Below are 25,930 nucleotides of genomic sequence, written 5' to 3'. Positions count from 1 at the left end.
GCATCGGGCATCGGGCATCGGGCATCGGGCATCGGGCATCGGGCATCGGGCATCGGGCATCGCGACATCCGGGCGTCGAGCGCAAGGCGATGGGCGTCGGCGTCCGCGAGGGTAAGCTGGGGTGTTACCGATCACCCCTGCCGGTGAGTTGACGGCTTCATGGAAGGAGATGGCGCGGGTCTGATGGGAAAAGCGCGTAATGTCTGCCGTCCAGCATCGCGGGAGCAGCGCGACGCCGAGCTCAAGGAGCAGGCGAAGCGTGGCAGCAGCTGCGCGAGGGGCCGCCAAACCGTCTGCCCTGGACCGGGCGGTTCAGTTCGCCACGCGTTCCGCCGCATCGTCGGTAGGACGGCAAGTCGCCCATGAAATCGGCCGCGCGGTGTTCGGAGGATCGAGCCGCCGTTCTTCCAGCGGAGGTGCGCGTTCTACTTCTCCTGGCGGCTGATGGAGCGCGGCGAGGCCTCAGGGCGCTGGCCGGGGGGCTTGGAAAGCGCGCGCGCTTGAGGCCCGCTTCGCTACAGGAAGAGAAATTCTGCGAGGGCGTGAGCAGGGGAATCCGGGTCGGCGCGGGGGTGCAGGGCTTGCCGGACCTCTATAGAGGGGAGGGGGCGTTCGAGGGGCAGGCGGCGGATGCCTTGCATGCGGCCGAGGTCGCGCGCGAGGGGGCCGAAGGCGGCGAAACAGCCCGCGCCTTCCCGCAATATCGTCATGATGTCGAACATATTGTCGGTTTCGAGCACCGGAGCGCCCATGCGGATGCCATCGCGGGCAAGGGCTTCGTCGATGATGCGGCGGAGGCCGTTCTGCGGCTCCATTGCCAGAGTCGGGCTGATCATGAGATCGTCGGGCGTGACGATGTCGCGGCGGGCGAGGGGATGATCCGCTCCGGCATAGAGGTTGATCTGTTCTGACCAGCCATAGCGAGAGGGTAGCCCCGGCTGCTCGCCCAACGCATAGAAATAGGCGATGTCGACGCGACCCTGCTCCAGCGCCGCGCGTGCCTCTTCGCCCAAGTGAATGGAGAGGTCGAGGGTTATCGCGATATCCTCGTTCGCTTCCTCGAACGCGGCGAGCGCTTCCTGGAAATGACCGAAAACGGGCGCGGGCGCGGCGAGGACGATGGACTGCCGGTCTGCTTGACGGGAGGGCTGTAGAGGCGCTGCTTCCGCCGGGGCAGGCGCAGGAGGTGGAGGCGGAGCGACGTCTCCGGACGCCCAATTTTCCTCCTGATCCTGCGACAGGAGGGTCATCGCCTCGGCAGTCTTGCGCCCGGCGGGGGTCAGCCGCTGACGGTCGAGGGGCCCTTCGAAAAGGCGGTAGCCCAGGCGCATTTCCAGCGAGGCGATGTCGCGGGCGATGTCCTCCACCGGAACGCCAAGGTCGCGGGCGCAGCGCGCCATGCTGCCCGCCGCCACCATCTGCGCGAAGATATCGAGTTGGCGCAGGGAAGGCGTGGCCATGCGGGGGTGATAGTGCAATTGGGGGGCTGGGGTAAGCGGGATATTTTTGGCACGGGCCGACTTGCTAGACATCTATTTGGGTTGCATCCTGAGCTTTCGCCTCGACAATTCCCCTTGGCATCGGCGGTGAGTTCGGCAATCAGGCGCCATGATAAGTCGGTTCAGACGGGCGATAGCAGGCGGCGTGGGAGAGAAGCGTGGCTTTGCGAACATAGTCCGCAACACGGGCTGGCTGCTCGGCGGCAAGGGGCTGGGCGCGGTGCTGAGCCTGGTCTACCTCGCCATTGCGACGAGAACGATGGGTCCGGCGGGCTTCGGCGTGTTCAGCCTGGTCATCGCGATCGCCCAGTTCATCGCGCGCATCGTGACCTTCGACAGCTGGCAGGCGGTGGTGAAGTTCGGGCAGGCGCCATTGCGGGATGAGCAGAAATCCTCGCTCGCGAGGCTGGTGGGCGCGACGTTGACGATCGATGTGCTGAGCGCGGTGGCGGGGATTGCGCTCGCTGCGGCCATTGCGCTGCTGCTGGGGCCGGTGCTGGGATGGAACCGGCAGGTCGCGTGGATGGGGCTAGGCTATGCATCCGTGGTGCTGCTGGCCACGCGGTCTACGGCGGTCGGCATATTGCGCCTGCTGGATCGCTTTGCAGCGGCGGCCTTGGCGGAAAGCATGATGCCGATCACGCGCATGGCAGGCGCGCTGATCGCCTGGTGGTTCAATCCGACGCCGCTCGGATTCCTGACGGCCTGGGCCTGTTCGGAAGTGGTGGTGTCCACGACCTACTGGATCCTCGCCTTTCGCTATGGCCGCAGTCACATCGGCGCGGTGAAGCCGGTCGGGATAGGGGAGGCGCGGCGGCACTTTCCCGGCATCCTCAACTTTTCGGTCGCGAGCAACATCAACCTCAGCCTGCTGGCGCTGATCAACAATGTGCCGATTTTCCTGGTGGGCATGTTCGCGGGCACCACGGGGGCTGGATATTACCGGCTGGCGGCGCAGCTGGGCAATGCGATGACGACTTTCTCGCAGCTCATGTCACGCGCGATCTTTGCCGAGTCCACGCGCCATCATATGCGCGGCGGGCAGGAAGGCGACATGAGCGCGCTGCGCAAGCTGTCGCGGCAGATCAGCGCGGCTGCGGCCTTGAGCGCCATATTCATCATCCTGATGCTCTGGCTGGTCGGGGAGTGGGTGCTGGTCAAGATGTCCGGCGCGGCATACCTGCCTGCCTATCCGTTGCTGCTGTTGCTGGCGGGCGCGGCGGCGATCGAGATGGCGGGAGTCAGTTTCGATCCCATCCTGATGACGATCGACCGGCAGCGGCTGACGGTGATGGTGCGGCTGGTGGAATGCGCGATCTTGGGCGCGCTGCTGGTGGTGTTGTTGCCCCGGCTGGGTGCGCAGGGGGCGGCGCTGGGGGTGCTGGTGGCTTCCATGGGCGGTTTTGTGATGCGGGCGGCGGCGGTGCGGCGGCATTTGAGGTAGGGGTGGTTCGTTCAGAACGTCCTGCTCTTCCCCCAAAAAAGTGAAGCCGCTTCGGCCGCCTGCTTGCAGCAGGCGCTCAGGACAGGCTTCGACAAGCTCAGCGCGAACGGTGACAGGTAGGTGACGACGCGCTAGCGCAGCATCTCCGCGAACAGGGCCTGATATTGGGAAAGCGCGGCCTCCACGCCGTAACTGCGCACTGCTTCCCGCGCGCGATCGGGGTCGGCGGGACGGGAGAGGGTCCAGTCTATCGCCCGAGCGAAAGCGGCTGCGTCGCCCACCGGCACCATCGGATGCTGCCCGGCATCGGCGATGATGTCGCGCAGATTGGGGGTGCAGTCGGTGATGACGAGCCGGCACCCGCAAGCGAGCGCTTCGATCGCGGTGGCGGTGAGGCCCTCCCAGCGGGAGGACTGCAACAGGACTTCTGCGTTTGCATAGAGCTCGGCCAAGGCCTGAGGGTCGGAGACGAAGCCGAGAAAGTCGATGCGGTCGGCTATGCCGAGGTCGGCGGCCTGCTGCTTGAGGTAGTCGAGCAATGGTCCCTGCCCGGCGATGCGCAGGCGCCAGTCATGGCTCTTCACCTGCGCGAGCGCGGCGAACATCGTGCGATGGTCCTTTTGCGGGACGAGGCGGCCGACCGCGAGAAGTTCCCGCACTGCGCTAGGTGAGGTCGGGCGGCGTTCGCGGCCCACTTGCTCCAGCAGCGGGGTTACGGTGGGACGCGGCAGAAAGGCGACCTTTGCATGGACCGAGGGGCAGCCGTGGCCCAGCAGATCGGCATCGCTGCTGCCCATGACGATGGTGCGGCCGCTGAGCCAGGCGGTCAGTTGGAATCGCTTGCGCCGGAGCCACGCAAGGATGCCGCGCTTGCCGGGGCGGACGATGGGGTTGGAGATGCGGCCGACCGCCTGGGTCGGCGTGCCCAGCACGGCGAGAGCGACGAGCAGATTGCTCTGATTGCCGGCCGAATAGAGGATATGCGGCCGATGGCGCCCGATCATGCGGCGAAGCGCGGGCAGTTGGGTAAGCATCGAGAGGCCGCGCGGAAGCTTGGCCGCAGGCACCTGGCGCACGGTAACATCGGGCGCAATCAGCGAGGCGAGGGGGCCATCGGTCCGGGCCATCCACAGTTCCGCGCCTGTTCCCTGTGCCGCCAGATGGTTGGCGAGCAAGATGGCCACGCGGTCCAGCCCGCCGTCGCTCGGCTCATAGAGATAGATGGCTATGCGATGAGTGTGATCGAGCATGGCCTCCGCGTGCAAGGGGCCGTGCAAGGAATGAGGTTGGCCGCTGCCCATGGTCCCGCCCGGCGATTGACAAATGAAGCGAAATGCCGCTTGCGCGTTATCGGACCCGCGCCCGCGGTTCAATCGGCAAAAGAGCAGGGCTCATGAAGTTAATTATCCAGATTCCGTGCCTCAATGAAGAAGAATCCCTGCCCGAGGCACTGGCGGCTTTGCCCCGGGAAATCCCCGGCGTGGACAAGGTCGAATGGCTGATCATCAATGACGGCAGCACCGATCGCACGGTCGAAGTCGCGCGGGCGCATGGGGTGGACCATGTCGTCGACCTGCCGGTCAATCGCGGCCTTGCCTATGCCTTCATGGCGGGGTTGAAGCGGTGCCTGGCGGAAGGTGCGGACATCATCGTCAACACGGACGCCGACAATCAATATAATGCCGATGACATTCCGCGGCTGATCCAGCCGATATTGGAGCGGCGCGCGCAGATGGTGATCGGCGACCGGCCGATTTCCACCATCGCCCATTTTTCCTGGATCAAGCGCAAGCTGCAATGGCTGGGCACCAAGGTCGTGCGCATGGCGTCGCAGGCCGACATTCATGATGCGCCCAGTGGTTTCCGGGCGATCGCCCGTACGGCGGCGTTGGAGATCAACGTCTTCGACACTTACACCTATACGCTGGAATCGATCATCCAGGCCGGGCTGTCGAAAATTCCGATCACTTCGGTCCCGATCCGCGTCAATGGCGAGACGCGGCCGTCGCGCCTGCTGCGGTCGATGCACAATTATGTGTGGCGATCGATGAAGTCGATCACGCGGACCTTCTTCATCTACAAGCCGCTCATGACCTTCTTTTACCTGAGCCTGCCGCCCTTGGCGATCGGCGCGGCGCTGGTGATCCGCTGGATGCTGTTGTTCGCTGGCGGAACGGAGCGCGCCCATGTCCCCAGCCTGGTGGCGGCGTCATGCCTGCTGGTGCTGGCAGCGTTGATGTGGATCGCGGGGCTGCTGGGCGAGCAGTTGCTCGTCACCCGGCGCATGATCCACGATCTGCAACTGCGCATGCGCGACATGCCTTCGTCCTATGACGTGTTGAAGGACGGCAGCGCGTTATGAGCCTTGCGCGGCGCGACCTGCTTGCGCGGCAGGCTCTGGGCGAAATACCCAAGATCCTGACGCTCCTGGACCGAACGCCGGTCAGCCGCACCTATGGCTGTTTCGATCGGCTGTACTGGCATTACCGCATGATCGATTTCCCGTGCGGGATGAGCCAGGAATTCGTCTATCCGCTGGCGCTGGCCTGGTCGCTCGATGCGCCGGGCAACGCCTATTTCCAGGCGCCTGCGATCCGGGAGTTCGTGGAAGCGGGGATCAGGTTCGCGGCGCGATCCGCCCATGCCGATGGGTCGTGCGATGACTATTACCCGTTCGAGAGGGCGGCGGGGGCGGCGGCTTTTTCGCTGCTCGCCTGCATCGAGGCGGCGCGGATCATCCGCGTCGATGGCGACGCGGAGATAAGGGCTTTCTTCCGCAAGCGGGCGGGGTGGCTGGCGACCCATCAGGAATCGGGTCGGCTGTCCAACCATGAGGCGCTGATCGTCGCCAACCTGATCCGCATGTCGGCGCTGGACGGGCCCGAATGGGAAGAGCCGCTGCGCGCGCGGGTGGCGCGGCTTTTGTCATGGCAGCATGAGGAAGGCTGGTTCGACGAATATGGCGGGGCCGATCCGGGTTATTTGAGCCTGACCATCGGGCTGCTGGCCGACAGTGACCGGCGCAGGCCTGAGCTTGGCCTGCGCGAGGCTTGCCGCCGGGCGATCAGCTTCTTTGCGCATTTCGTGCATCCCGACGGCACCGTGGGCGGCGCTTATACCAGCCGTGGCACGCAGAATTTCTTCCCGCATGGCTTCGAGATCGCGGGCGCGTGGATGCCGGAGGCGACGCTGGTCAATGACCGGGCGTTGGCGCTGTTCGAGCGGGACGGGCCGCCTTGCTATTCCGACGACCATATCATCGGGCATCATGTGTGGAGTTGGCTGCTCTGCTGGTCCGAATGGCGGGAGGAGCGGGTCGAGGCTTTGCCGGATGCGCGCGCATCGGCCTGGTTTCCGGGGGCAGGGTTGGTCGTGGAGCAACGTGGGCAGCAGGCGCTTTATGCCGGGTTGCGGCAGGGGGGCGCTTTTCAGTTGTTCGCGGGCGATCGCCTGAGCCTCGCCGACAGCGGGATTGCGATCGCGACCCGGGCTGGCCGGGCGGCGGTGCAGCATCTGCCGGGCGATTATGACGGGCGCCGGGATGCAGACGGGTTCGAGGTCGCGGGCAGGATGGCGTGGGCGAAATCGACGCTGCTGACGCCGGTCAAGTCGGTGATCCTGCGCTGCATGATGGTGAGCCTTGGCCGCTTCTTCCCGGATCTTGTCCGGCGCTTGCTCCAGAAGATCCTGGTGACCGGGCGCAAGGACGCGCCCTTCCGTTTCCGGCGGAGCCTGCGCTGGGACGGCGAAGGGGTCGTCATCCGCGACGAGATCGTGGCGGAGGAGGGTTGGCAGGATGTCACTTCGGTAGGCATCGGGGGCTTCCAGACCTCATCGACCACGATCATGGCGCGGGTCTGGCAGGCGAATCATTTGCAGCCCTGGCGCGACCTGACGCATCTGGTCCGAGGCCTTGGCGCGGGCGAGCCGCTGGTGATCGAGCGCCGGGTCCCGCGCGAGGGGACCACTGGCTGATGCGCAAGCTGTTGAGCGTTGCCGTCAGCCTCATCATCCTGGCGGTGATCTGGGCCAGCGTCGATGCGGGCCGGGTGATCGACGTGTTCCGCCATTCGGATCGCTTCTGGCTGGCAATGAGCCTGTTGGCCGCAGTGCCGCTTACCCTGGCGACAGCGCTGCGCTTTGCGATGCTGAGCCGGTCGCCGATCCCCTTCGGCGCGTGCCTACGGTTGATATTGTCGGCATCCACATTGAATGCGGTGCTGCCGTCCAAGATGGGCGACATCGCGAAGGGATGGGTGCTGGCGCAGAAATATGCCTTTCCGGCCGAGCGGGCGGTGTCGCTCGTCGTGTTCGAGAAGATGATGGACATGGCCGCGCTGCTCCTGTGGGGAACGTTCGCCCTCATCTGGACGGCGGGTTCGGACTGGCTGCTCTGGCTGTTCACGCTAGCCGTCGCGGGGCTGTTTCTCCTCCTCTCGCTGCTGATGGCGCCGTTCAGCACAGCGCGTCGGCCGCTCTTGTGGGCGATCGGCTTCATGCCCGGCAAGATCGGGACGCGGCTGGATGGCTTCATGCAGGAATGGTCGGTGATGGCGGACTGGTTCTGGTCCCGTCGCACGCGTGCCTGGAGCACCGTCCTGTTTTCGATCGCGATCTGGGCCGGGCATCTGGGGCAGTTCTGGCTGTTCACGAAAGCGGTGCATGCGGATGTTCCGTTGCTCGACAATCTGGCGTTCGCGACCTTGTCGATCCTCGCGGGGCTGTTGCCGCTCACCATGGCGGGGATCGGCAGCCGGGACGCGGCGATCATTCATTTCTATGCGCAATGGCTTTCACCGGCGGCCGGGGCGGCGGTAGGCGTCCTTGCGACGTCGCGCTACCTTCTGCCCGCTATCGCCGGTGCGCCATTCGTGCGCGACTATTGGACCCGGCAAGGATCATTGGCTACCAAATGACGAGCAGGATCAATCCCCTGGCAGCGATATTCGCGCTGCTGGTCACGCTGGCCATGCTGATCTACGCCCGGGCTGCGTTCCTGACCGATGCGCAGTGGGTCATCGCCGACGACGCGCGCCAGTTCCTGGCCTGGACGTCGCGTATCGCCGATCCGCAAGCCATGCCCGGCAACTTCATGGCCGATTATTGGCAGCAGACGGCGCCGCCTTTCTACCGGGCGTTGCTCTACGCTGCCGTCGCGGTCGGCATGCCGCCCATCCTGCTGTCCAAGCTGCTGCCGCTCCTGCTGCTGCCGATCAGCGCGGTACTGGCATGGAAGGTCAGCGGCGTGTTCGCGCGCGAGCGGGTCGTCCAATTCGCCGGCGCATTGTGCATCATCGCAACGGCGTTGCACACCGACTCCATCTTTTCAGGCACGCCTCGCGCCTTTGCATTGCCGCTGATGCTGGTCGCCATCCATGGCATGGCGGCGGGCAGGAACGGCATCGCGGTCCTTGGCCTGCTGATGCTCGGCGTCGTCTATCCTGCGCCTGCCGTAACCTGCCTGGGCCTGTTCACGCTGCACCTGTTGCAATGGAAACCGCCGCTCCGGTTCCGCGTGACTGGCGGCAAGATCGCCTTGCTTGCTCTGGCGGCGGCCTGTGTCGTGCTGCCTGCTCTCATATTCAAATCGGGTTTGGATCAATGGGGTCCGACGCTGACGATGAGCGAAGCACGCGGGGTCTTCAGCATGATGCTCTATGACGGCCGGAGCAGCATAACCGGACCCAATGGCGACATCGCCTGGCTATGTTCCCGCCGTATCGGCTTCTTGCCGAGTGTCGTGAATTGCCGAGGCAACACTGATCCCCGCCTGTTGATCAATCTTTGCCTGACGATCGTGCCGATGCTGCTGCTATGGTTCTGGCAGGCGCGGGCCAAGGGTGTGTCGGAGATGGGTACTGGCAAGAATGCGGCGCTGTGGCGCCTCTTTCCCTACAGCCTTGTGTCTGCCATCATCTGCTACCTGATTGCGGCCGTCATCGCCTTCAAGGTCCACCTCCCCGCCCGCTATAGCCAACCTGTGCTGCTGATCATGGGTAGCCTCGCCTTCGGCATCATGGCAGGCAAGGGTTGGGAGCATTTGAGAAAATCAGGTGGGGTCATTCCCAAGCTGGTCGCCGCATTGTGCCTGATGTTGGCGCTTGTGGCCTATGTGACCCCAAAGACGACCTTGGCCCGGCCGCGTGACGCCGCCTTGATCGGCCTCATCGGCCGCACGCCACCATCTACACGCATCGCAGGAATAGAAAGCGATCTCGACTTCGTACCGGCAGCGACCGGGCGCGGCGTGCTTGCCACGACGGAACATGACATTCCCTATCACCGGCAATATGATTGGAAGAACAGCGACGGGCTGCGCGCATCATTGCAGATGGGCGAACTGACCAGTCCTGCGGCGATTGCGGCGATCCGGCGCTACAGGATCGACCTGCTGGTGTTCGACCGCGAGTTCCTGGAGACCGGCGTGGTCCCAGGCCGGTATCTTCGGACCATGGCACCGCCGCATAGGATTCGTCCGTCGGAAGGTCAGCTCGCCGCGCTTCGCGCAGCGTCCTGCCGCATTGTGGAGACCAGATATTCCGTCCTGATCTTCACAGGCTGCTTCCGACAGCTGGCTCAGGCCGCTTCATCCGGGGCGAAATAGCCGTTCGCCAACCATGACAGGATCGCGTCTGCGCCTCGCACTGATGAGGGGCGGGTGCTGCGCGACATGGTGTAGTCGAAGATTTCCTCCTGCCGCGCCTGGTAGAGACGGCCCCGCTCTTCAAAATGGGGGAGCAGGGGGAATAGGGGCGCTGCCGAGCGAACCACATCGCCCGCGCTCCACGAGAGGTAAGGCAGCGCCCCTTCATCTGCCCGGCTATGCGTGTCGATGAAGAAGGCAGGGCGGGGCCGGATGAGAAATTCGTAAATCTGGCTGCTGACATCCCCGATATATGCGTCCGCCGACAGCGTGTAGCTCATGTCGGTCAGCGCTTCGCTGTCGATGTCGATGCGGATGTTGGCCGATTGCCGCCACTGCGGGTTAAGGTCTGGCCGCCGCCGCGCCACGCGATATTCCGGCGAGATATGCAGTTTCTTCCGAAACAGCATGATGTGGGGCGCGAAGACGAGATTATAGGCCTGCCCGGGGCCAAAGGCGAACCAGTCGATCAGCGCCGGGCCATGATCATACCAGCTGGACAGATGTGGATCGAAATGCGGGTTGTAGAGGAAGGTCGGGCGGTCGTTCTCAAAGAATTTTCGGGTGGCCTGGCTGTCGATGAGGTCGAATTTAGGGTAGCCGATGATGGCGACCGTTTCAGGTGAAGCCAGGCCGTGGCGAATCATTTCGTCCGCGACCTTGCGCCCCGAAACGAGCATGGCGTCGAAGCCGCTCATGTCGGGATGATAGGTGACGGAGCGGTCGCCCGCGCCGTGCGGTACGAAGATGAATTGTGGGCCGTCCTCTTTCCATTGGCGCTTGAGATGAAGGCAGGTACGTTCCGGGCTGACGATCAGAGCGGCGTTTCGCAGTTCGCCTGCATGATGGGTAAGCCGCTTCAGCCTTTCGGCAGGCGCGATCCGGTTGATCAACCGGGTCAACAGGCCTGGGCGGGGCAGGCTGAGGTCGAACCAGCCGATGCGCTCCGCAGCCTCTTCCCCCAGCATCGATCGTAGGCGTTGCGCGATCGCGCTGGTGCCGTAGGCGCAGACGATGGGCCGATCCACGTCCCTCAGCGCCAGCACCTTCAATATGCCAGCGGTATGCGCAAGCTGGTGGGTCGCGTCATGGTTGAACAGGAACAGCAGGGATCCGGGCGGTATCCGATTCTCTGGCGGTGACGCTCGCATGAAGACGCCAGTATCGGGCAAGCAGCCTTGCGTCAAAGATGGGCGTAGCTGTTGGATCGCCCCGACGAAGCGATGACATGATATCTTGATCGGCGGCCCGCTTGCCAATAGCAGCACGACGCCTCGGGCAAGCAAGCGGGATGACGGTGCGAGACCGCGATCGTCCCTATGCTGCTGGTCCCGGGCAGTTGGACCAAATGCATGCAAGCTGCTGATGTACCCGCCGCACCTGAGCCTATGAGGCTCTACTTCCTCGACAGCGTCCGCACATTGTGCATGTTGCTCATCATCCCGTACCACGCCGCCCATATTTATGAGACGGAAAAGGATTGGTGGGTTCATTCACCCCAGAATAGCTGGCTGTTTGACCTCATCATCACGCTGCAACGAAGCTTTTGCATGAGCGCCTTCTTCATCGTGGCGGGCTTTTTTTCTGCGCTGGTTATCGAAAACCGGGGTCTGCGGGACTGGAGCAGCAGCCGGATATCGCGCCTGCTGGTGCCGTTGGTGGTATCCTTGCTCACGGTTCAGATCTGGCAGATGGTCATCGCTGCCAACCTGGAAGGAAATGGCGCCTTTTGGCCGTTCTGGGAAAGCTATCTGGCGGAAAGAGGCAGGATCAACATATTCCACCTGTGGTTCATTCCATGCCTGATCTTCCAGTCATTGGTGCTGGGATTGATCGTGGCACGGTTTGGCACCAGGCCATTTGTGTGGAACGGCACCTATCGCCGATCGATCCTGTTGCTGGTGGCGGCCAACCTGCTGCTCTTCGTGTTGGCCCGGAACCTGCCCAAACTGCTCAAGACCGACCTGTTCCTGATGTGGGGCCTGATCGATCTGCAAAAGAACATCTTCTACCTGGTGCCGTTTCTTCTGGGGGCCAAGCTGTTCTGGGACCGGGGATTTCGCGACGCCTTTCTGCGCCTTAGCAAATGGTCGATGGGCACGGCACTCGTCACCTACGCTCTGGTCACGATTTTCCAGCATTCCGACGGGTTTCCGGGCAAGCCCATCCGCGACATCTCCCTGCCGATCGCGGCCATCTGCATTTCCCAGACCTTGATCGCCTTGGCTTACAAGTTCCTGCGGGGGCCGAATATGCTGACGAAGCATTTGTCGGAGCCCAGCTACTCGCTTTATCTGCTGCATCATCCGATCGTGATGGTGGCGGGCATCGCATTCCTTGGCATCAACATGAACATATTCGCGGAATATGGGATTATCGTCGCCGCTGGTTTCGTCATTCCCTATCTGGCGCACCGCTATCTGATCGCGCCATGGCCGCTCATGTCCTTCCTGTTCAACGGGAAACCGTTCAGAAAGCGGGAATCGCGCGCTGGACGGGCTCTGACCTGAACGCTGTGGCTGATCGGAGGTGAAGAATGGCCGACATCATCAATCTGCGGCAGGCGCGCAAGGTCAAGGCGCGGAGGGACAAGGAGCGGGTGGCTTCTGCCAATCGGGCGAAGTTCGGCCAGACGAAGGCCGAGCGCGAGGTGCGGCGGGCCGAAGAGGCGCGGGTGGAGCGGCTGCTGGATGGTAGCAGACGTGATGGCGACGTCGATCCGGTTGAATAGCGGTCGGGATGGTAAGCAGTCAGAGGGAGCGGTGTAGGTCACACAAGATGAATGGATATTCATCTTAGGGTGAGATAAAACAACTCGTCCTTCGTGAAAATCAACTCGTCGTGAATCCGTGACCACGTCTGCAGTCAATTGAAAAGCTCGTTGGTTTAGTTTGGGCTATGAGAGGATATATTCATTCTGCTCGCCCGGCTGGCGCCGCGATTGCCGCTGTTCTGGCCCTTGGTTCAACCTATTCTTTCGCGCAGGAAGCCGTTGCTCCGGACGCGGCTTCGCCAACTGTCGTCGTGCCGCCACCGGTTGTGACGCCTTCCGCACCGGCTCCTCAAGCGATGGTCCAGCCGACAAGCTCGGTTGAAGAGCGGCTGAATGCTGCGGTGGCCGCTTCGGAAGCCGAAACGGCGGCGGCTCCTGTCGCTGCCCGGCCGCGTGCGCGCACGGCGACTGCGCCGGTAAGGTCCGCTCCCCGCGCTGAATCTGCGCGATCGGTGGAGCGGACGGAGGCGCAACCAGTAGCGGCGGCTCCGCAGCGTGAGGCTGCCTTTGCTCCGGTGCCTGCGCCGAGCGAAGCTGCACCTGCTGCCGCTGCTACGGCTGAGGTGCGGGAAGCTAGTGCTGCCGATGCTGGTACAAACGAATCGCTGCTGTGGGCTCTGGGCGGTGGCGCATTGCTGCTCGCCGGAATCGGCGGGGCGGCAGCCGTTCGTCGCCGCCGCAGTCGTGTGGAAGCGGAGGACGAGGTCTTCGCCACGTCGGCGACCCCGATCGTCGAGGAGCCTGCTGCTGCCGCGCCGATAGCTGAACCCGCTGGCGCGCGCGCGCCCGCACCGCTTGCTGCCGGGGCTGCTTATGGCTCCAGCCTGGAGGCGATGGTCGCCGCACCGCCGAGCGCGGACAATCCCTTCCGGACGCAGCGCAAGCGCCTCGCGCGGGCGCGGTTCCTGCTCGCACAGCAGGAGAAGCGGGAGCAGGCGCCTTATGGCGATGCGCGAGCAACCGTGCCGCCGCAGACGATCCATGCCGAACCGCAGATGCAGACCGTCTATCGGATGGGCGCGGATCGCAATCGCCGGATGAGCTTCAAGCCGCAAACGCGCTAAAGCCACCGAACGACCAGCAGACGGGGGCGGCATCGCAAGGTGCCGCCCCCTTTGCTTGCTTGATCCATGTCGATTCGGTTGCACTTGGGGCCGACCCCTGATACCGGCGCGCCGGTAATTTCGCGCCAGCACCAGGCCAAGTTTTTAAGGAAGGTCGCTCCACCCATGTCCGATAAGATCAACCGCATTGTCCTTGCCTTCTCAGGAGGGCTCGACACAAGCGTGATCCTGAAATGGTTGCAGCAGACCTACCAATGCGAAGTCGTGACCTTCACGGCCGATCTGGGGCAGGGCGAGGAGCTGGAGCCCGCGCGCCAGAAGGCCAAGCTGATGGGGGTGCGCGACGAGCATATCTTCATCGACGACCTGCGCGAAGAATTTGTGAAGGACTATGTGTTCCCGATGATGCGCGGCAACGCGCTTTATGAGGGACTCTATCTGCTGGGCACGTCGATCGCCCGCCCGCTGATCGCCAAGCGGCAGATCGAGATTGCGCGGCAGGTCGGCGCGGACGCGGTTTCGCACGGCGCGACTGGCAAGGGTAATGACCAGGTCCGCTTCGAACTGGGCTATTATGCGCTGTCACCCGATATCAAGGTGATCGCGCCGTGGCGGGAATGGGACCTGACCAGCCGCACGCGCCTGATCGAATTCGCCGAGCAGCACCAAATCCCGATCCCTCGGGACAAGCGTGGCGAAAGCCCGTTTTCGACCGACGCGAACATGTTGCACACCTCGTCCGAGGGTAAGGTGCTGGAAGATCCGTGGGAAGAAGTGCCCGACTATGTCTATTCGCGCACGGTGAACCCGGAAGATGCGCCCGACGCGCCGGAATATATCACCATCGATTTCGAACGCGGCGATGGCGTGGCGATCAACGGCGTGGGCATGAGCCCCGCGACGCTGCTCGAAACGCTGAACGAATATGGCCGCAAGCATGGCATCGGCCGCCTCGACCTGGTCGAAAACCGCTTCGTGGGTATGAAGTCGCGCGGGATGTATGAAACGCCGGGCGGCGCCATTTATTATCTCGCCCACCGGGGTATTGAGCAGCTGACGCTCGACCGGGGCGCGGCACATCTGAAGGATGAGCTGGCGCCCAAATATGCTGAACTCATCTACAACGGCTTCTGGTTCTCGCCAGAGCGCGAGATGTTGCAGGCCGCGATCGACTACAGCCAGGAAAAGGTGACGGGCACGGTTCGCCTGAAGCTGTACAAGGGCGGCGTCTATGTCGTCGGGCGCAAGTCGCCCTATTCGCTCTACAGCGAAAAGGTGGTGACGTTCGAGGATGATGCGGGCGCTTATGACCAGCGGGATGCTGCGGGCTTCATCAAGCTCAATGCGTTGCGGCTTCGTCTCTTGGGTCGCCGCGACGGCTGATGATATCACTTTCGCTATATAATTTAGCGTCGAATTAACCATCTGCACGGCATATCCCCATGATGGAGATTTGCCGTGCAAGGTATTGAAATCGAGCCTGCGTCGATCTGGCGGGCGATCGAGCGGTCGACGGCTATCGTCACCTTCGATCGCGAATGCCGCGTCACAGGGGCGAACGATAATTTTCTCGACCTGTTCGGCTATCGCTTTGCCGATGTAGAGGGGCGTCATCACCGCATGTTCTGCGAAGCGGACTATGCCGCGTCGCGCGACTATGCCGAATTCTGGGACCGGCTCCAGTCCGGCCAGTTCGACACCGGGTCCTATCGGCGTCTGGACAAGCAAAGGCAGCAGGTGTGGATCCGGGGCAGCTACAACCCGACATTCGGGCCTGACGGTATGCAGACCGGCGTCATCAAGTTCGCGCATGACATCAGCGATCAATATCGCGCCGTCGCCGCGCGTGAAGACGCCGAGCATCGGTTGCGCATGCAGGAAAGCGAACGCCGCGCCGATGTCGAGCGGGTACTCAGCGAAGTGAACAGCATCGTCGGATCGATCGCTGGCATCGCGCGCCAGACCAATTTGCTGGCGCTGAACGCATCGATCGAAGCGGCGCGCGCGGGGGAGGCGGGCAGGGGATTTTCCGTGGTCGCGGCAGAGGTCAAGAAGCTGGCGATCGATACGCAGGAAGCGACCGGGCGCGCGCGAGCGATCATCGCGGGCTAAAGGCGCGGCGCCCGGCGCTGCGATACATATTGCGACAATTTAGCCCGTGACGTGACAAGTTTGCGGGACAAGTCTTCCTCATAAGGGGTTTCAAGGACGGCGATGGCCGTTCGGCACCCCTTTGGAAGGAAGAGAAGAGATGATCCGCAAATTTCTGGGCACTGCTGCTGTCGGCGCCTTGTTCGTTGGCGGGCTCGCGGGCACGCAGATCGCGCTCGCGCAGCCGGGCGATGGTGGGCCCGGTGGCCGCCATGGCGGCATGATGGCGAAGGCCGATGCGAATAAGGACGGCAAGATCAGCAAGGCTGAACTGACCGCAGCGCTCGACGCGCGCTTTGCGAAGATGGACGCCAACCGCGATAGCAAGCTGACCAAGGAAGATCGCGAAATCCGCCGTCAGGCGCGGCTCGACCAGCGTTTTGCCGCTCTGGACACCGACCGCAACAGCCAGATCAGCAAGGCGGAGTTCGCGGCCGGGCATCAGGCCCGTTTTGGACGCGGTGAAGACGGCAAGGGCCGAGAGGGTGATTGGGGCAAGCGCGGCCATCGTGGCTTTGGCGGCGGCAGGATGTTCCATGGCGGCGGCGCCCGTGGCGAGGCGATGAAGGACGGCGTCATCACGCGCGCCGAGTTCATGGCCAAGCCGCTTGCGATGTTCGACAAGGCGGACGTCAACAAGGACGGCTTCGTGACGGCGGACGAGATGAAGGCCGCGCGGCAGGCCATGCGACAGGCATGGCAGGCGAAGCGCGGGGCGGACGCCGCTCCCCGCAACTGATCTTCAGGGAAGGGTGAAGGCGCGTGTCCTTCACCCTTCCAAGCCGCAGATAGTCGTGACAGATATCCCCCATGAACGAAAAACCCCATCTGCTGCTCGTCGATGACGAGCGTTCGATCCGAGAGCCGCTGGCGCAATATCTTTCCCGCAACGGATTTCGCGTGACCGCCGTCGAAAGCGCGGCGGAGGCGCGGCTGCGGCTGAACGCCAACGCCATCGACCTGGTGATCCTGGACATCATGATGCCGGGCGAGGACGGGCTGTCGCTCTGCCGCCACATACGCGAGACGAGCGAAATCCCGGTCATCCTGCTGACGGCGAAGTCGGAGGAGACGGACCGAATCGTCGGGCTGGAGATGGGCGCGGACGACTATGTGCTGAAGCCCTTTTCCCCGCGCGAACTGGTGGCGCGGATCAAGGTGATTTTTCGCCGCGTGGCGACGGGCGGCCAGCGGGTTACGGCTCCCGACGGCGCAACCTATGCCTTTGCGGGCTGGCTTTTGAAGACGCAGGAACGGGTGCTGGTGGATCAGGAGGGCGTTTCGTTACCGCTGTCCACCGCGGAATATAATCTGATGCTGGCCTTTGCCACCCGGCCCAATCAGGTGCTGAGCCGGGACCAGTTGCTCGACATCACCCAGGGGCGTGAAGCCAATGCCTTCGACCGGGCGATCGACAATCAGATCAGCCGGCTCCGCAAGAAGATCGAGCCTGATCCCAAAAACCCGACGCTGATCAAGACCGTGTGGGGCGGGGGCTATACGCTGTCGGCCGATGTGAGGAAACTGTGAAGCGCCTTCGCCTGTGGCCGCAGAGCCTGGTGGGCCAGATCATCATTCTGGTCGCGATTGCCTTGTTCGTCGCGCAGGCGATCAATTTCGGGCTGCTGCTGCGGGAGCGGAACCGGATGACGCTGACGGCGCAGACGGCGCCCGGCGTCTATCGCATCGTCGATGCGCTCGACAGCCGGGGTGAGCCCCCTGCGCGTCTTCGTCCGGGGCGCGCGCGCTTCTTTCGCGCGCCTCCCATACCGATGGGCGAGGCGCGGCCAGAGATCGAGCGGCGCGCGCTGGCCATGTTCGCCGAGGTGGGCTTCCCCATGCGTTCGGTGCAGGTGTTTGAAGAAGATCGACCGCCGCCGATGCGCCGCACGGACAGCATCAGGATGCGCGTCATGGGCGACATGCGGGGCGAGCTGCGTGGCGGCCGGCTGACGATGGCAGCCGAATATGCGCCGGGGAAATGGGTGGTGACGCAGACGCGGGCTGGAAATCGGGCGCCGCGCTTTGGCGGCTGGCTCGCCTGGCAGACGCTAATCCTTTACGTGATCGTGCTGGCGCCGCTGCTGTGGGTCGGGCGCAGGCTGGCGCGGCCTTTGGGGCAATTGACCCGGTCGGCGCAGCAATTTGCGCGGACGGGGTCGGCCGATCCCGTGGAGGAGCGTGGGCCCGGTGACGTGCGCGAGTTGACCATGGCTTTCAACGCGATGCGCAGCCGCATCTTCGCGATGCTGGACGAGAAGGACCGGATGCTGGGCGCGATCGGCCATGACCTGCGCACGCCGCTCGCGTCGCTGCGGGTGCGGGCGGAGTCGGTGGAGGATGAAGGTGAGCGCGTGCGCATGTCGCAGACGATCGACGAGATGAACCGGATGCTGGAGGATATTCTCTCCCTCGCGCGGGCGGGCCGGAGCAGCGAGGCGGAGCAGAAGGTCGACCTCGCCGCGCTGGCCGACGCTGTGGTGGAGGATTTCGTGGAATTGGACGCGCCGGCGGAGATGGCGGAGAGCGAGCGCGCGGTGGCTTCCGTGCGGCCGCAGCAGATCAGGCGGGCGCTGCGCAACCTCATCGAAAATGCGATCGTCTATGGCGAGCGTGCCCATGTGTCCGTGGTGCGGGAGGGCGGAACGATCCGGTTGGTCGTGGCGGACGATGGGCCGGGCATTGCCGAGGACCGGATGGATGAGATGATGGAGCCCTTCACCCGGCTTGAGGGATCCCGGAACCGGGAGACCGGGGGTGCTGGGCTAGGCCTTGCGCTGGTGCGCGCGATCATGGCGGAGCATGGCGGTGCGCTGAAGCTTGCGAACCGGGCTGGCGGCGGGCTGGAGGCGAGCTTGGTGCTGCCGGTTTGAGGATGGGAATGCTCAAGGGATTTTGAGTGACCTGCTCCCTCTCCCCTTCAGGGGAGAGGGCTGGGGAGAGGGGGGAGGCACCGAGACCGCCTTTATATTCCCCTCTCCCGCCTGCGATACGCTCGGCACCTCGGCCAGAGTCGCGTGCCTCTGGTCGACCCCTGAAGGGGAGAGGGATACAGTGCGCTCACCGCCCAAAACTAATCAATGTTTCCCCGGCTTGCTCAAAGTGCCCGGCGCGGTTGGGTTCATCACCTGCACCCCTGCGGGCAATCCCGTGCCGCCCATGTCGATCTTCGTCGCTTCCTCGCGAGCGACGCGGGCGGGTTCGTCGCGTTCCTTGATCGCGGCCTTGGTTTCCTCGTCCTGCCCCTGATCGTCGCTGCCGCTGCTGCCGCCGCCCTGGCTCCAGCCGAGGATGATCGACATGCGGCGGTTGCGGGGGTCGTAGATGTTGCCCTTGGCGAAGGGTTCGCGGTCGGCGACGCCTTCGATGCGGGCGAAGCGGTCGTTGCCGATGCCGCTCGCCGCCAGCGTCTTGCGCGTGGCTTCGGCGCGGGCGGAAGAAAGCATCCAGTTGTTCATGCTCTGCCCTGAGCTGTAGGGCAGGCCGTCGGTATGGCCGCGCACAATCAGCGGGTTGGGCATGCCGCGCACGACGCCCGCCACTTCGCTCACCAGGTCGCGCGCCTGTGGCAGCAACCGGTCGGTGCCCATGGCGAACATCGCGAAATTGGCTTCGTCGATCAGGTCGATGCGCAGCCCTTCGCGCGTTTCGGTGAAGCGGACGTTGCGGCGCAGCTTGTCGAGCCCCTTCTTGCGGGCCATGCGCGCTTCCAGTTCCTTCTTCACCGCTTCGAACTTCATGCGGTCGGCGGCGCGGGTGGCCTTGCCGCCCTGATCCTTGGTGCCGCTTGCGTCGCGGGGGATGGTGATGGCGAGATTGCCCTGGCCGCCCGTGGTCGGGTAATTTTCCTTGCTGACCATGGAATCGCCGCCGAACAGGCCGCTCGACCCGGCCGAGGCCATTTTGAGTTCGACCAGCGTCGGGGTGAAATAGTCGGCCAGGCCCTTGCGCTGCTTTTCGGTGGTCGCGCCAAGCAGCCACATGAGCAGGAAGAAGGCCATCATCGCCGTCACAAAGTCCGCATAGGCGACTTTCCACGCGCCGCCATGATGGCCGCCATGGCCGTCGACGATGATCTTCTTGACGATGATCGGCCTTGGTTCGGGCTCGTTCGCGCCGCGCTTCTTGTCCGCCATGGCTTATTTGCCCCGCATGCCGTCGAAGACTTCAGCAAAGGCCGGTTGGTTGGCGTGCGTCAGGCTGGAGCGTGCGGCCTCGATCACCAAGGGCTGCGGGTGGCCGTGCAGCGATGCGATGATGATCTGCTTCACGACATGGTACATGGCGCCGTCCGCTTCGATCACCGCGCGGCAGCGGTTGGCGAAGGGGCCGACCATGCCATAAGCGAGCAGAACGCCAAGGAACGTGCCGACCAGCGCCGAACCGATCATGCCGCCCAGCACCGAAGGCGGCTGGTCGATCGAGCCCATGGTCTTCACCACGCCGAGCACCGCCGCGACGATGCCGAGCGCAGGGAGGGCGTCCGCCAGGCCCTGAAGGTTATCGGCGGGCTTCAACGCTTCATGATGATGGGTCTTGAGGGCATTATCCATGACCTCTTCGACCGCGTGCGGATCAAGCGTGCCCGAAGATACGACGACGAGGCGCAGCGTGTCGCTGATCAGGTGGATCAGTGTCTTGTCCGCCATCAGGCGCGGATATTCGGAGAAGATGGTGGAGCTCGCGGGATCTTCGATATGCGGTTCCAGCGCCACGGGGCCTTCGACGCGCAGCGTCTTCATCAAGCGGGAGACGAGGAAGATGCAGTCGAGAAAATCCTGCTTCTTGTATTTGGGGCCCTTGAACACCTTGCCCAGGCCGCCGCCGAGCGCCTTCAGGTCCGCGCCGGAGTTGCCGATGATGAGCGCGCCGACAGCGGCGCCGCCGATGATCAGCATTTCGTGCGGCAGGGCATGCAGAACCGGGCCGATGTCGCCGCCCGTGAAGATGAAGCCGCCGAACACCATGGCGAGCAGCACGACCAGGCCAATGATTGCGAACATGATTACCCCTGAAAATTCTGCCCGCCGGGCTGTCGTCCGGCGACGCAAGATGCGCTTGCGTCAGATGGTTAATGCGGAATGGTTAGCGGGAGGTTTAGGACGGCGGATTTTTCTGCCGTTTTGATTTCTTATTGTCATCCCAGCGAAAGCTGGGATCTCAGGAGAGTGCGCGCCACGCCGCCGAGATCCCAGCTTTCGCTGGGATGACGAACAGGGGGCGGGCGGTGTTGACGCTTAGCGGATGAGGTCGAACAGCGTCTGCTGGTTGATGCGCGCGAAGGCGGATTGGGCGGCTTCCAGTTGGAGCAGCTTGCTCTTCACCGAAGAGATGACTTCGGCGAGGTCGGTCGACTCCAGCCCCTGGCGGCGTTCCTTCAGGTCAAGATCGACGCTGGTCAGCCGGTTGCCGGTCACGTCCAACCGGTCACTGCGGACGCCTTGCTTCGCCTGTTCGATGGTGACGTGGCTCTGCCCCGCCTTGATCGCGGTCAGCGCCGACTGGAGGTCAGCATCGGTGCCGCTCTGCAAGGCGGTGAGCGCCTGGCCCAATATGCCGTCCAGCGTCATGGGCGTCCCGCCGACATCGATCCCTTCCGAAACCTCCTGTCGGGTGCCGACCACGGCCAGCTTCAGCCCGCGGCTGACCGGGACGAGGACGCTTTGTGTGTCGTCGAATACCGGGACGCCCTGATAGTCAGCCTGATTGAGGAGGGCGCCAATCGCTTCGCGAATGCCTTTTACATCTTCGAAGATCGCAGTGCGCTGCGCGTCATTCAGCGATCCGTTACGGGCGGACGTCACCAGTTCCTGCGCGCTGATGAGCAGGGTGTTGATCTCTTCCAGATTGGCTTCGGCATTGGCGGCGCGGCCCATGCCATAGCTGACATTGGCCTGCCAGGACGATTGCTGCGCCTGCGCCTTGCCGATTTCCGACACCTGGACCCAGGCCAGCGCATTGTCCGACGGCTTGGTCAGCGTGATACCGGTCGAAATGGCGGTCTGCCCTTCGATGATGCCCTGCGACAGCTGCTGCTGACGGCGGATTTCGGCGATCAGCGTCTTGTTGGTGATGCCTACCATGGGTCAGCCCTTTCAGATGATCTGCAGGATGGCATCGACGGTTTCCTTCGCGATCTGAAGGATTTTCGCCGAGCCGGAATAGGCCTGTTGCAGGCGCAGGAGCTCTGCCGCCTCCATATCGAGATCGACGCCGCTCACCGCTTCGCGCGCGGCGATAGCCTGGTCGCTGCGGCCCTGCGCGGTCGTCTGCTCGGCCTTGATGGACGCGAGCAGGTTCGCCTGCGTCGCGATGATCGAGGTCCAGCCCTGCTCGACGCTGCCATTGCCGCGCAGCACCGTCGAAACGGTAAGCAGGTTGCCGTTCAGCGTTCCGTCCGCCGACTTGGTCGCGAGCGCAGCGGGATCGGTGATGAGAGCAGTGACAGTCGCCGCGGTCGTCCCGGACAGCAGCGCGCCGCCCACCGCATTGGCATCGGTACGCGCCTGCGCGTGCCAATTGTTCATGTCCGTCACGAACTGCTGCGCCAGCGTGTCCAGGCTGGTGCGGCGCTGCGATGTCGTGACGGCCGAGGAAAAGAGGCCACCAAGCGTACCATTTGCAGGTGCTGTCAGCGCGGTTCCGCCAGCCGTGGCGAGCGCCAGCGTGCCATTCGCGTTGACCGTCAACGCCAGCGTGGTGGCAGCGTCGCCCTGCACGATCGTCGTGCCGTTATAGTTGATCGTCGCCACGTCATGCGCGCCGAAGCTGATGTCGACATTCAAGTTGGCCGACAGCGTGTTCAGCGCCGCGTCACGGCTGTCCAGAAGCTGCGCATAGGCCGACGTGCCGGGCTGCGCGCGCAGCAGGCTGTTGTTGATACCGGCCAGTTGCGACAGCGAGCGGTTGATGGTTTCGACGGACGCCGTGGCTTCGATGGCTATGCCGCTGGATACCTGTGAAAGGTCAGCCGAGGTACGCTGAAACGCTTCGGCAACGCGGCTGATGCTGTCCAGCGTGGTGACGCGCAGCGAGCGGTCGCTGGGGCTGGCGGCGAGCTTGTCCATATTCTGGTACATGCCGGTCATCAGCTTGCCGATGCCGGTTTCCGTATCGTTGAGCGCGCCTTCCAGGTCGGTCATCCAGCGCAGCCGGGCCGTGGAATTGCTGAGCGCCATCCCGCTGGAGCGCACGGCCGCGTCCAGATAGGGGTCGGACGCACGGTTGACGCCCTGCACCTCTGTCCCGCCGAAATTGGCGCGGGCGATATAGGTCGCCATCGTGGCAGTGGAGGAACCCGATTCGATTGTGGTCAGCGAGCGGCGCGAATAGCCTTCGGTGCTGGCGTTCGCGATATTTTCCGAGATCGCGGCCATCGCCTGGCGATAGGCCTTGGTGCCCGAAGCCCCGATGATGAAGAGGTCGCTCATTCGCCCTTATCCTGCGCGGTAGCGGCAGGCGCGATCGGCTGGCGGGCTTCATATTGGCGCAGCAGCATTTCGGCGATGCCAAGGCTGCCTTTTTCCGCCATCGTGTCGGCGGTGCGCGCGTCGGACATGTCGCGAAACTGTTCGGTCGCGCTCGAATCGAAAATGCCTTCGCCGCCGCCAGACTGGCGCATTGTGCCGATCATCTGGCGCAGGAAGATTGCCTCGAACTGCTTGGCAACCTTTTCCAGCTGCGCCTTTTCGGGCGAGGCAGCGGGCTGAACCCCTTTGGAAATCGCATTTATCTGCATCACAAAACCACCAGTTCAGCCTTCATCGCCCCTGCCTGCTTCAAGGCTTCGAGGATCGCGACCATGTCTGCGGGGGATGCTCCGATGGCATTTACCGCCTTCACTATATCGGCCAGCGATGCTCCACCTTTAAAATTAACCATTGGTTTCTTTTCCTGATCGATCGAAATCGAGCTGGAAGGCTCCATGGCGGTGCGCCCTTGCGAGAAGGGAGCAGGCTGGACGATGCGCGGGCTTTCATTGACGCTGACGGTCAATTTGCCGTGCGCGACGGCGGCCGGATGGATCCTGACCGCGCCGTTGATGACGACGGTGCCAGTGCGGGCGTTGACGATGACCTTGGCAGGCGCGTCGGCGGGCTTGATCTCGATATTTTCGATCATGCCCATCATCATGATGCGGTCGGTCGCGCCGGGGGCAGCGGTGATGTCTACCGAGACGGCGTCGGTCGCGCGGGCGCGGTTGTCGCCGAAGGTGCGGTTGATGCCGTCCGCCACCCGCAGGGCGGTGGTGAGGTCGGCTTCGGCGAGGTTGAATGTGAGGGTGGGGGCCGTATCGAAGCCGGTCGCGACGGCGCGCTCCACGGTCGCACCGCTGGGAATGCGGCCAGCCGAAGGAATGTTCACCGAAACCTGGCTGCCGTCCGCGCCAGACACGCCTAGCCCGCCGACGGCGAGGTTGCCCTGTGCCATGGCGTAGATCTCGTTATCCGCGCCGCGTAAAGGCGTCATGATGAGCGTGCCGCCACGCAGCGACTTGGCCTTGCCGAGCGCCGAGACGGTGACGTCGAGGCGCTGGCCGGGCTTGGAAAAGGCGGGGAGGTCGGCGGTGACGAGCACGGCGGCGGCGTTCTTGAGCGCGGGGTTGATGCCCTGCGGCAAGGTAAGGCCGAAGCGCGAGACGACGCCCTTCACGCCTTGCGTCGCATAGTCGAGGCTGTCGTCCCCCGTGCCCGCGAGGCCCACGACGATGCCGTAGCCGGTCAGCTGGTTGGGGCGGACGCCCTGGAACGTGCCGAGGTCCTTGATCCGTTCGGCGTGGGCGGCAGGCGCCGCGATGAGCGCGAGGATCGAGAGCAGCAGGGAAGCCAAGCGGGTCATGAAGGCGCGCTCCATCAGAAGGGGCTGATCATAGAGAAGAAGCGCTGCAGCCAGCCCTGGCGGCTTGCGCGGGCGATCTCGCCCTTGCCGGTATAGATGATCTTGGCGTCGGCCACGCGGGTCGATGCGATGCGGTTGTCCGGGCTGATGTCGGCCTGGCGGACGAGGCCGCTGATCTGGATATATTCGTCGCCGCGGTTGAGCGTCAGCGCCTTTTCGCCCTTCACCAGCATGGTGCCGTTGGGATAGACCGCCGCGATCGTCACGGTGATTTCGCCGTTCAGCGCGTTCGACTGGGTGGCGTTGCCCTTGCCGGTGAAGCCCTGGTCACCGCTTGCCGCAATGTCGCTCGGTGAGAAGAGCTTCGAGAAGAGGCCGGTGGTCGGCGGCGTCAGGCCGATGCTGCCGCTGCGGCTGGTGTCGGCCGAATTGGTCTTCGTCGCCTGGGTGCGTTCCACCAGCACGATGGTGATGATGTCGCCGACGCTCTGCGCGCGCGCGCCGCTGGTGAGCGGGGTATAGCCCATCGACGCCTGGAAGATCGAACCGTTCGCCACAGGAGCGGCAGGGGCGGCAACGACGGTGGGGGCATAAAATTGCCGCTCGGCATCGCGCTTTTTGCCGGCCATTGCCGGGGTGGCAGCGAGGGCCACCAGCGAAAGTGCGAGGAGGGAGGTGGAGGCGAAGCGCATCATCCCACTCACAGCTGCTGGTTCACATATTGCAGCATTTCGTCGGTCGCCTTGATCATCTTGCTGTTCACCTCATAGGCGCGTTGCGTTTCGATCATGTCGACCAGTTCCTCGACCACGTTGACGTTCGAGGTTTCAAGATTGCCCGAGCGGATGACGCCCCGGCCTTCGAGCCCAGCAACACCAACCTGCGGCGTGCCGCTGGCGGCGCTTTCGGTGAGCAAGTTGCCGCCGATCGGCTGAAGCCCGGCGGGGTTCATGAAGCTTGCCAGTTCGATCTGGCCGAGCTGGGTCGGTTCGGTCTGGCCCTGAAGCGTTGCGGTGACGGTGCCGTCATTGCCGATCGTGATGCCGGTCGCGCCCTGCGGCACGGTGAGCTGCGGCACAAGGGGGAGGCCGTCGCTGGTCACGACCACGCCTTCCGCCGTGGTGCTGAAATTGCCCGCGCGGGTATAGGCTGTGGAGCCGTCCGGGCGTTGGACCTGGAAGAAGCCCGATCCTTCGATCGCCATGTCGAGCGCGTTGCCGGTCTGCTGCAACGTGCCTTGCGTGTTGATCTTGCTGGTGCCCTGCATCGCGACGCCCGAGCCTAGATTGAGGCCGGTGGCGAACTTGTTCTCAGCGTCCGAGTTAGCGCCCGCTGCGACCATCTGCTGGTAGGCGAGGGTCTCGAAATCGGCGCGATCGCGCTTGAAGGCGGTCGTATTGACGTTCGCCAGGTTGTTGGCGATCACGCGCATCTTCGTGTTCTGCGCGTCAAGGCCGGTGCGGGCGACGTGAAGGGCTGCGTTGCTCATCGTCTTGAAACTCCGTGTTGCCGGTCAGG

General features: G+C 63.9%; 24 protein-coding genes and 1 pseudogene. 14 read left to right on the top strand and 11 right to left on the bottom strand.

What is annotated here, in order from left to right; genetic code table 11:
* Positions 1–225 precede the first annotated feature (225 nt).
* Positions 226–445, top strand: a pseudogene (locus SPHS8_RS20365) (hypothetical protein); the annotation flags it as partial.
* A gap of 70 nt (positions 446–515) precedes the next feature.
* Here the strand turns inward: SPHS8_RS20365 and SPHS8_RS06695 are convergent.
* Positions 516–1,460: a LysR family transcriptional regulator gene (locus SPHS8_RS06695; RefSeq protein WP_201514759.1), complete on the bottom strand. Its 945-nt coding sequence runs from the start codon at positions 1,458–1,460 to the stop codon at positions 516–518.
* 184 nt (positions 1,461–1,644) lie between these two features.
* Between SPHS8_RS06695 and SPHS8_RS06690 the strand changes: the two genes are divergently transcribed.
* Positions 1,645–2,943: a lipopolysaccharide biosynthesis protein gene (locus tag SPHS8_RS06690; RefSeq protein WP_201514758.1), complete on the top strand. Its 1,299-nt coding sequence runs from the start codon at positions 1,645–1,647 to the stop codon at positions 2,941–2,943.
* A 131-nt stretch (positions 2,944–3,074) separates the two neighbouring features.
* On the opposite strand, the gene SPHS8_RS06685 is transcribed toward SPHS8_RS06690, so the two are convergent.
* A complete protein-coding gene (locus SPHS8_RS06685; RefSeq protein ID WP_201514757.1) occupies positions 3,075–4,193 on the bottom strand; it encodes a glycosyltransferase in 1,119 nt (372 codons plus the stop codon).
* Between the two features lie 143 nt (positions 4,194–4,336).
* On the opposite strand from SPHS8_RS06685, the gene SPHS8_RS06680 reads away from it, so the two are divergent.
* The 4 genes from SPHS8_RS06680 to SPHS8_RS06665 are packed head-to-tail and all read left to right on the top strand — an operon-like array spanning position 4,337 to position 9,547.
* Complete coding sequence (locus SPHS8_RS06680) at positions 4,337–5,305, top strand: glycosyltransferase family 2 protein (RefSeq protein ID WP_201514756.1); 969 nt, start codon at positions 4,337–4,339, stop codon at positions 5,303–5,305.
* Complete coding sequence (locus SPHS8_RS06675; RefSeq protein ID WP_201514755.1) at positions 5,302–6,918, top strand: hypothetical protein; 1,617 nt, start codon at positions 5,302–5,304, stop codon at positions 6,916–6,918. Before SPHS8_RS06680 ends, SPHS8_RS06675 begins: the two co-directional genes overlap by 4 nt.
* Positions 6,918–7,859: a lysylphosphatidylglycerol synthase transmembrane domain-containing protein gene (locus tag SPHS8_RS06670; protein WP_201514754.1), complete on the top strand. Its 942-nt coding sequence runs from the start codon at positions 6,918–6,920 to the stop codon at positions 7,857–7,859. The genes SPHS8_RS06675 and SPHS8_RS06670 overlap by 1 nt, the downstream gene beginning before the upstream one ends.
* Positions 7,856–9,547 carry a hypothetical protein gene (locus tag SPHS8_RS06665; protein ID WP_201514753.1) on the top strand — a complete coding sequence of 564 codons (1,692 nt, stop codon included), beginning with the start codon at positions 7,856–7,858 and terminating at the stop codon, positions 9,545–9,547. Before SPHS8_RS06670 ends, SPHS8_RS06665 begins: the two co-directional genes overlap by 4 nt.
* On the opposite strand, the gene SPHS8_RS06660 is transcribed toward SPHS8_RS06665, so the two are convergent.
* Positions 9,520–10,737 (bottom strand): hypothetical protein, encoded by a 1,218-nt coding sequence (locus tag SPHS8_RS06660; protein WP_201514752.1) that lies wholly within the window; start codon positions 10,735–10,737, stop codon positions 9,520–9,522. The genes SPHS8_RS06665 and SPHS8_RS06660 overlap by 28 nt on opposite strands.
* A gap of 237 nt (positions 10,738–10,974) precedes the next feature.
* On the opposite strand from SPHS8_RS06660, the gene SPHS8_RS06655 reads away from it, so the two are divergent.
* From SPHS8_RS06655 to SPHS8_RS06620, 8 genes are all read left to right on the top strand, one after another.
* The gene (locus SPHS8_RS06655; RefSeq protein ID WP_201530876.1) at positions 10,975–12,096 is read left to right on the top strand and encodes an acyltransferase family protein; all 1,122 of its coding nucleotides are present in this window, start codon (positions 10,975–10,977) and stop codon (positions 12,094–12,096) included.
* 26 nt (positions 12,097–12,122) lie between these two features.
* Entirely contained in the window at positions 12,123–12,317 is a 195-nt protein-coding gene (locus SPHS8_RS06650; RefSeq protein WP_097092184.1) for a DUF4169 family protein, read from the top strand.
* 167 nt (positions 12,318–12,484) lie between these two features.
* On the top strand, positions 12,485–13,423 hold the full coding sequence (locus SPHS8_RS06645) for a hypothetical protein (protein ID WP_201514750.1): 939 nt from the start codon (positions 12,485–12,487) through the stop codon (positions 13,421–13,423).
* A 165-nt stretch (positions 13,424–13,588) separates the two neighbouring features.
* On the top strand, positions 13,589–14,806 hold the full coding sequence (locus SPHS8_RS06640) for an argininosuccinate synthase (RefSeq protein WP_097092182.1): 1,218 nt from the start codon (positions 13,589–13,591) through the stop codon (positions 14,804–14,806).
* A 75-nt stretch (positions 14,807–14,881) separates the two neighbouring features.
* Positions 14,882–15,535: a methyl-accepting chemotaxis protein gene (locus SPHS8_RS20620; protein ID WP_328805323.1), complete on the top strand. Its 654-nt coding sequence runs from the start codon at positions 14,882–14,884 to the stop codon at positions 15,533–15,535.
* Between the two features lie 139 nt (positions 15,536–15,674).
* Positions 15,675–16,313: an EF-hand domain-containing protein gene (locus SPHS8_RS06630; protein ID WP_201514749.1), complete on the top strand. Its 639-nt coding sequence runs from the start codon at positions 15,675–15,677 to the stop codon at positions 16,311–16,313.
* Positions 16,314–16,384: 71 nt separating this feature from the next.
* Complete coding sequence (locus tag SPHS8_RS06625; protein WP_201514748.1) at positions 16,385–17,104, top strand: response regulator; 720 nt, start codon at positions 16,385–16,387, stop codon at positions 17,102–17,104.
* Positions 17,101–18,447 carry a sensor histidine kinase gene (locus SPHS8_RS06620; RefSeq protein WP_201514747.1) on the top strand — a complete coding sequence of 449 codons (1,347 nt, stop codon included), beginning with the start codon at positions 17,101–17,103 and terminating at the stop codon, positions 18,445–18,447. Before SPHS8_RS06625 ends, SPHS8_RS06620 begins: the two co-directional genes overlap by 4 nt.
* A gap of 204 nt (positions 18,448–18,651) precedes the next feature.
* On the opposite strand, the gene SPHS8_RS06615 is transcribed toward SPHS8_RS06620, so the two are convergent.
* The 8 genes from SPHS8_RS06615 to flgG all read right to left on the bottom strand — a co-directional run bounded on the left by SPHS8_RS06615 (position 18,652) and on the right by flgG (position 25,901).
* Complete coding sequence (locus SPHS8_RS06615) at positions 18,652–19,710, bottom strand: flagellar motor protein MotB (RefSeq protein ID WP_201514746.1); 1,059 nt, start codon at positions 19,708–19,710, stop codon at positions 18,652–18,654.
* A 3-nt stretch (positions 19,711–19,713) separates the two neighbouring features.
* Complete coding sequence (gene motA, locus SPHS8_RS06610) at positions 19,714–20,577, bottom strand: flagellar motor stator protein MotA (RefSeq protein WP_201514745.1); 864 nt, start codon at positions 20,575–20,577, stop codon at positions 19,714–19,716.
* Positions 20,578–20,811: 234 nt separating this feature from the next.
* Entirely contained in the window at positions 20,812–21,657 is an 846-nt protein-coding gene (locus SPHS8_RS06605; protein WP_201514744.1) for a flagellin, read from the bottom strand.
* Positions 21,658–21,669: 12 nt separating this feature from the next.
* Positions 21,670–23,004, bottom strand: a complete 1,335-nt coding sequence (gene flgK / locus SPHS8_RS06600) for a flagellar hook-associated protein FlgK (protein ID WP_201514743.1) — start codon at positions 23,002–23,004, stop codon at positions 21,670–21,672.
* The gene (locus SPHS8_RS06595) at positions 23,001–23,312 is read right to left on the bottom strand and encodes a rod-binding protein (protein ID WP_097092174.1); all 312 of its coding nucleotides are present in this window, start codon (positions 23,310–23,312) and stop codon (positions 23,001–23,003) included. Before SPHS8_RS06595 ends, flgK begins: the two co-directional genes overlap by 4 nt.
* Positions 23,312–24,412, bottom strand: coding sequence for a flagellar basal body P-ring protein FlgI (locus SPHS8_RS06590; RefSeq protein WP_201514742.1), 1,101 nt, complete (start codon positions 24,410–24,412; stop codon positions 23,312–23,314). The genes SPHS8_RS06595 and SPHS8_RS06590 overlap by 1 nt, the downstream gene beginning before the upstream one ends.
* Before the next feature lie 14 nt (positions 24,413–24,426).
* Positions 24,427–25,104, bottom strand: a complete 678-nt coding sequence (locus tag SPHS8_RS06585) for a flagellar basal body L-ring protein FlgH (RefSeq protein WP_201514899.1) — start codon at positions 25,102–25,104, stop codon at positions 24,427–24,429.
* A gap of 8 nt (positions 25,105–25,112) precedes the next feature.
* Positions 25,113–25,901, bottom strand: a complete 789-nt coding sequence (gene flgG / locus SPHS8_RS06580) for a flagellar basal-body rod protein FlgG (protein WP_097092172.1) — start codon at positions 25,899–25,901, stop codon at positions 25,113–25,115.
* Between the last annotated feature and the right edge of the window lie 29 nt (positions 25,902–25,930).

Source organism: Sphingobium sp. S6, from assembly GCF_905120495.1.
Classification (GTDB): Bacteria; Pseudomonadota; Alphaproteobacteria; order Sphingomonadales; family Sphingomonadaceae; genus Sphingobium; species Sphingobium agri.
Note: the sequence above shows the minus strand (reverse complement) of the source record. Positions and strands in the feature narration are given on the sequence as shown.

Bases quoted from the DNA above. Each gene is read 5' to 3' on its own strand.
- SPHS8_RS06660 (WP_201514752.1), bottom strand. From the start codon at position 10,737: ATGCGAGCGTCACCGCCAGAGAATCGGATACCGCCCGGATCCCTGCTG.
- flgG (WP_097092172.1), bottom strand. From the start codon at position 25,901: ATGAGCAACGCAGCCCTTCACGTCGCCCGCACCGGCCTTGACGCGCAG.
- SPHS8_RS06590 (WP_201514742.1), bottom strand. From the start codon at position 24,412: ATGACCCGCTTGGCTTCCCTGCTGCTCTCGATCCTCGCGCTCATCGCG.
- SPHS8_RS06650 (WP_097092184.1), top strand. From the start codon at position 12,123: ATGGCCGACATCATCAATCTGCGGCAGGCGCGCAAGGTCAAGGCGCGG.
- flgK (WP_201514743.1), bottom strand. From the start codon at position 23,004: ATGAGCGACCTCTTCATCATCGGGGCTTCGGGCACCAAGGCCTATCGC.
- SPHS8_RS06625 (WP_201514748.1), top strand. From the start codon at position 16,385: ATGAACGAAAAACCCCATCTGCTGCTCGTCGATGACGAGCGTTCGATC.
- SPHS8_RS06605 (WP_201514744.1), bottom strand. From the start codon at position 21,657: ATGGTAGGCATCACCAACAAGACGCTGATCGCCGAAATCCGCCGTCAG.
- SPHS8_RS06615 (WP_201514746.1), bottom strand. From the start codon at position 19,710: ATGGCGGACAAGAAGCGCGGCGCGAACGAGCCCGAACCAAGGCCGATC.
- motA (WP_201514745.1), bottom strand. From the start codon at position 20,577: ATGTTCGCAATCATTGGCCTGGTCGTGCTGCTCGCCATGGTGTTCGGC.
- SPHS8_RS06655 (WP_201530876.1), top strand. From the start codon at position 10,975: ATGAGGCTCTACTTCCTCGACAGCGTCCGCACATTGTGCATGTTGCTC.
- SPHS8_RS06630 (WP_201514749.1), top strand. From the start codon at position 15,675: ATGATCCGCAAATTTCTGGGCACTGCTGCTGTCGGCGCCTTGTTCGTT.
- SPHS8_RS06640 (WP_097092182.1), top strand. From the start codon at position 13,589: ATGTCCGATAAGATCAACCGCATTGTCCTTGCCTTCTCAGGAGGGCTC.
- SPHS8_RS06685 (WP_201514757.1), bottom strand. From the start codon at position 4,193: ATGCTCGATCACACTCATCGCATAGCCATCTATCTCTATGAGCCGAGC.
- SPHS8_RS06645 (WP_201514750.1), top strand. From the start codon at position 12,485: ATGAGAGGATATATTCATTCTGCTCGCCCGGCTGGCGCCGCGATTGCC.
- SPHS8_RS06585 (WP_201514899.1), bottom strand. From the start codon at position 25,104: ATGCGCTTCGCCTCCACCTCCCTCCTCGCACTTTCGCTGGTGGCCCTC.
- SPHS8_RS06665 (WP_201514753.1), top strand. From the start codon at position 7,856: ATGACGAGCAGGATCAATCCCCTGGCAGCGATATTCGCGCTGCTGGTC.
- SPHS8_RS06695 (WP_201514759.1), bottom strand. From the start codon at position 1,460: ATGGCCACGCCTTCCCTGCGCCAACTCGATATCTTCGCGCAGATGGTG.
- SPHS8_RS06680 (WP_201514756.1), top strand. From the start codon at position 4,337: ATGAAGTTAATTATCCAGATTCCGTGCCTCAATGAAGAAGAATCCCTG.
- SPHS8_RS06670 (WP_201514754.1), top strand. From the start codon at position 6,918: ATGCGCAAGCTGTTGAGCGTTGCCGTCAGCCTCATCATCCTGGCGGTG.
- SPHS8_RS06675 (WP_201514755.1), top strand. From the start codon at position 5,302: ATGAGCCTTGCGCGGCGCGACCTGCTTGCGCGGCAGGCTCTGGGCGAA.
- SPHS8_RS06595 (WP_097092174.1), bottom strand. From the start codon at position 23,312: ATGCAGATAAATGCGATTTCCAAAGGGGTTCAGCCCGCTGCCTCGCCC.